The organism is Streptomyces sp. 8K308, from assembly GCF_004348315.1.
Lineage (GTDB): Bacteria > Actinomycetota > Actinomycetes > Streptomycetales > Streptomycetaceae > Streptomyces.
The window spans coordinates 1-4,460 of the sequence record NZ_SMKC01000464.1; the positions used below are offsets into that span (position 1 = coordinate 1).

Below are 4,460 nucleotides of genomic sequence, written 5' to 3' on the forward strand. Positions count from 1 at the left end.
ACCAACCGCCGTGGTCAACCCCCGGTCGCCCGCTGCTCGCGCCCGTCATCTCAGGGCGCGGTCCGGGCGACACACCTCGCACGGCACGGCCCCGGCCTGGGCGGCAGCGCGCACCTGGTCGACGGTCCCCGGCCGCACCTCATGCTCCCGGCCGGGCGCGGCGCAGTCGCCGCGGTGCACCACCAGTTGCTCGCCGGCGTCCTCGAGGAGCCAGCGCGGCGGCGGCCGGCGGATCCCGTCGACCGGCACCTGGTCGTAGTCCTCACCGGGGATCGGTTCACACGCGTCGACAGGGGCCCAGCTGGCTTTGTTCACGAGTCATGGTTCTGGCTCAACTTCCGTGAAGCGTCACGGTGAGTGACGGCGGAGGCTGGAGCCGACCTGCGGGAAGTCGCCCGAAAATGATCAGTGGTGATCTTGGTGTGGTCGACAGTTCGGCGCCGTGGAAGAGACGACGCTCCGGCTGGAGGAGCTGTTGTTCCCGTCCATCGCTGACGTGGCGGTGGTGTCGGTGGACGTGAACATCAAGGCATTACGGATCGAGGCCCGCCGGACGACGGCTGGCTCGACGTGTCCTGACTGCGGAACCTGGTCGGGGCGTGTGCACAGCTCCTACCTGCGGTTTCCGGCCGACGTGCCGGCTGCGGGGCGGCGGGTGCTGCTGAGTTTGCATGTCCGCCGGTTTTCTTGTCAGGACGCTTCGTGCGGACGGCGGACGTTCGTCGAGCAGGTGCCGGGGCTGACCCGGCGGCACAGCCGGTGGAGCGAGCGCCTGCGTTCGACGCTGGCCGCGGTTGGCCTCGCGCTCGCAGGCCGGGCCGGCGCACGGATGGCCCGCGTCTTCGGCGTGTCCGTCAGCCGCCACACTGTGCTGCGCCTGGTCGACGCACTGCCCGAGCCGCACCCTCCGGCCCCGCGGGTGGTCGGCGTCGACGAGTACGCGACCCGCAAGGGCCACTCCTATGGGAGCGTGCTGGTCGACGTCGAGTCCCGCCGACCGGTGGACCTGCTGCCTGACCGCGAGGCTTCCAGCCTGGCCAGGTGGCTCGCCACGCGCCCCGGGATCGAAGTGGTCTGCCGCGACCGGGCACCGTTCTACGCCGAAGGAGCCACCGCCGGGGCTCCCCAGGCCATCCAGGTCGCCGACCGTTACCACCTCTGGCACAACCTCGGCGAAGCCACTGAGCGGGAAGTCGCCCGTCACCGCGGCTGCCTCCAGGTCCTCATCCCCCAACCGCCGCCCGACCCGGCCCCCACGCCGACGGCGACGGCGACGCTGGACTCACCGTGGCCCACCGGACACCGCTTTGCCGACCGCACCAGAGCCACCCACGCCCGGGTCCACGCCCTGCTGGCCGCCGGTCACAGCCGACGCGCGATCCAGCGCCAGCTCCGCATGACCTACCGCACCGTCAAGCGTTACGCCGACGCCGCCAGGCCCGAAGACCTCTTCCAGGGCCAGTGGCAGAACAACCGGACCTCCGCCCTGGACGAGTACAAGCCCTACCTGGACGACCGCTGGAGCCAGGGCTGCACCAACGCCTGGAAGCTCTGGGAGGAGATCATCCCGCTCGGTTACCAAGGCAGCTACGGCGTCGTCAGCGCCTACATCAGGAAGAAGCGCACCTCACCGGGGCCAGTCACCGCACGGCCCCCGGCACCCCGGGTGGTCGCCGGCTGGATTCTCCGCCGTCCTGAATCGCTCACCGACGTCGAACAGCTCCGGCTCAAAGCCGTCCTGGCTCAGTGCCCCGAACTCGACGCCCTCACCGGGCACGTCCGCTCCTTCGCCCGGATGCTCACCGAGCGCCAAGGGCACCGGCTCCCGCAGTGGCTCGACGCCGTCCGCGACGACGACCTACCCAGCCTCCACACTCTCGCCGCCGGCATCGAACGCGACCGCGACGCCGTCATCGCCGGCCTCACCCTGCCCTGGAACTCCGGCGTCGTCGAAGGACACGTCAACCGCATCAAGATGCTCAAACGGCAGATGTTCGGCCGGGCTGGCTTCCGGCTCCTTCGCAAGCGCGTCCTCCTCGCATGATTCCCCAAGCCCACGGCAAGGCTGAGCGTTGGCCTGACGGCCCCGCCCAGGAATACGCTCATCCGGTGATACCGACAGTGATTGACGCGGACTGGTTGCGACTTCGACCGTTCACCACGGCTGACATCGACTGGGTGCACCAGGTGTCACTTGATCCGGTAGTGCAGCGATTCATCGATCTGCCGTCTCCCTATCGCCGGCAGGATGCGGAGTTCTTCGTCGAACGCCTTGCCCTGGACGGGTGGAGCAGTGGCACACGAGCCGAGTTCCTGGCCGAGGACGCTGACACGAGACAACGGCTGGGCAGGGTGGGTCTGCATCTACGGGAAGACCGCACGGCAGAGATCGGTTATTGGGCCGACCCCTCAGCGCGAGGGCTCGGCGTGGTCAGCAGCGCTGCCGCAGCTACCTGCCAGTGGGCGTTCGACACCCTCGGCCTGGAACTCATCGAGTGGCGAGCCGAAGTCGGCAACCACGCGTCCCGGCGAGTCGCTGAGAAGGTGGGATTCCGCGTCGAGGGGGTATTGCGGAGACGTCTGATCCACCGAGGCCAGAGGGTCGACGCCTGGGTGGGTTCGCTCTTGCCGACTGAACTCATCCATCGCTCCACAGGCGCTGAGCACAACAAGCCATGACGCACCGTGCACGCTTCACGGAAAGCGAGCCAGAACCAAAACTCGTGAACATCACCCATCCGTGGATCTGGGTGCCTCCCAAACCCATGAACATGTGCCTTCACGACTCGCTCGTGAATAAAGCCAGCGGCCCGAGCTGGCGGTCGGTGAACAGTTCCTCGAGCGCGCCGCGCCGGCCGCTGTACGGCTCGCCCATCAGCTGCCGCTGGCCGCGCCGCAGGAGGTCGAAGACGACCAAGTGCGCCGGCTCCACGACCGCCAGCCGCCGTGCCGCGGCCCCGGTCCGGCCCAGGCGCCGCTGGAGCGCGCCGAAGTCCAGCCGGCCCTCGTGGTGGATGACGACCTCGGCGTCGATGACCAGGTCCTCGCCGACGTCGGCCACGGCGTCGGCGATCTCCGGGAACCCGGCGGTGAGGTCGGTGCCGCGCCGTGACAGCAGCTGGGCCCGGCCGTCGGCGGTGGCGTAGACGAGGACGCGGTAGCCGTCCCACTTCGGCTCGAACACGGTGCCGCCCGGCAGCGCGCCGGGCCCGGGCAGCGCGGGGACGGCGCGGGCCAGTATCGGCTCCACCCGGGCAGGCCAGTTCACCCCACCACCAGTACCTCACTGTTGCCGGCCCGGGCGGGTTCGGCGCGCTTGTACAGCAGGCGGCGAGGCGAGGGCTGGTCTGTCCGCGCCGTGTTGTGCCGGCCGGATCGCGTGCTCGGTTGACGCCGCGGTGCGCGGGTGGCAATGCGTTGCCACCGCGATTGCCACCGCCAACGCGGGGTGGCAACGGCGTGTTGCCACCCGGCGGTGGTCAAGCCCTACGGCAAGCCTTGCAGGCACTTCCGTTTCCACGTCCGAATCCACTTCCGTTTCCACGTCCGGCTTCGCTGGTCAACCTCGGGGTGTTCGCCCTGGTCAGAGGCGGTTTTCGGGACTGTGGGAAAGTCTGACACCCCTCTATGAGCACGTTGTGGTGTGGTCATGCCGGGGTGACGGGTGGCGCGGCTGCGGGATCGAGGGGGTAGCGCCTTGCCCCCGCGCAGCCCCTCGCCGGCGCCAGGTTGCCTCTCCTGTTGCCCGTCCCGAGGCTTCTCCTGTTGCCTCTCCTGTCGCCCCTCGTGTTGCCTCTCCTGTTGCCTCCGCGATCTCCAGATCGCGCAGGAAGATGCAGGTCACGGCGCTGGACAAGGGGTCTGCGGGCCGCCGACTTCTTCTCTACGGACCCCCTTTCCCGCGTCACTGGCCGGAGAAGAAGCTGCGGTCGGGCACGGGCGTCGTCGGGGTAGCGTCGGCAGGGTGACGGGCACGAGCAGCAGCGAGGCGTCGGAGGCTGGGCCGCCGGTGCGCCTCAAGCTGCCGGACGGCCAGGAGCTCCTGGTCGTGCTGCGGCGTCGCCGGCGGGCTGACGACGGTTCGTGGTGGTATCTGGTCGGGCTGTCTCTGTGGGGGCCGTCGCAGCGGCCGGACGGCAGCCTGGTGGCCATGCCGGAGCCGGTGGAGTGCTGGGCCCCTGTCGACGCGTGCGAACCGATCCCCGGTGAGGACTACGACCAGGTGCCCACCGACGGGATCCGCCGGCCGCCGCCGCGCTGGCTCCTCGAGGAGACGGGTGGCGACCAACTGGTCGTGCACCGCGGCGACTGCGCCGCGCCCGGCCGGGAGCATGAGGTGCGGCCGGCGACCGTCGACCAGGTGCGCGCTGCCGCCCAGGCCGGGGCCGTGCCGTGCGAGGTGTGTCGCCCGGACCGCGCCCTGAGATGACGGGCGCGAGCAGCGGGCGACCGGGGGTTGA

At 70.1% G+C, this 4,460-nt stretch carries 5 protein-coding genes; 3 read left to right on the plus strand and 2 right to left on the minus strand.

What is annotated here, in order from left to right:
- Positions 1–45: 45 nt before the first annotated feature.
- Positions 46–315, minus strand: coding sequence for a DUF6233 domain-containing protein (locus E1265_RS33995; protein WP_243741308.1), 270 nt, complete (start codon positions 313–315; stop codon positions 46–48).
- Between the two features lie 127 nt (positions 316–442).
- On the opposite strand from E1265_RS33995, the gene E1265_RS34000 reads away from it, so the two are divergent.
- Positions 443–2,044: an ISL3 family transposase gene (locus tag E1265_RS34000; RefSeq protein ID WP_207931316.1), complete on the plus strand. Its 1,602-nt coding sequence runs from the start codon at positions 443–445 to the stop codon at positions 2,042–2,044.
- Entirely contained in the window at positions 2,041–2,679 is a 639-nt protein-coding gene (locus E1265_RS34005; protein WP_132934808.1) for a GNAT family N-acetyltransferase, read from the plus strand. Before E1265_RS34000 ends, E1265_RS34005 begins: the two co-directional genes overlap by 4 nt.
- A 100-nt stretch (positions 2,680–2,779) precedes the next feature.
- On the opposite strand, the gene E1265_RS34010 is transcribed toward E1265_RS34005, so the two are convergent.
- A complete protein-coding gene (locus tag E1265_RS34010) occupies positions 2,780–3,250 on the minus strand; it encodes a hypothetical protein (protein ID WP_165953975.1) in 471 nt (156 codons plus the stop codon).
- A 714-nt stretch (positions 3,251–3,964) separates the two neighbouring features.
- Here E1265_RS34010 and E1265_RS34020 point away from each other — a divergent pair.
- On the plus strand, positions 3,965–4,429 hold the full coding sequence (locus E1265_RS34020) for a DUF6233 domain-containing protein (RefSeq protein ID WP_132934810.1): 465 nt from the start codon (positions 3,965–3,967) through the stop codon (positions 4,427–4,429).
- Positions 4,430–4,460 lie beyond the last annotated feature (31 nt).

Coding starts and splice junctions, on each gene's coding strand:
- E1265_RS34005 (WP_132934808.1), top strand. CDS start 2,041: ATGATTCCCCAAGCCCACGGCAAGGCTGAGCGTTGGCCTGACGGCCCC.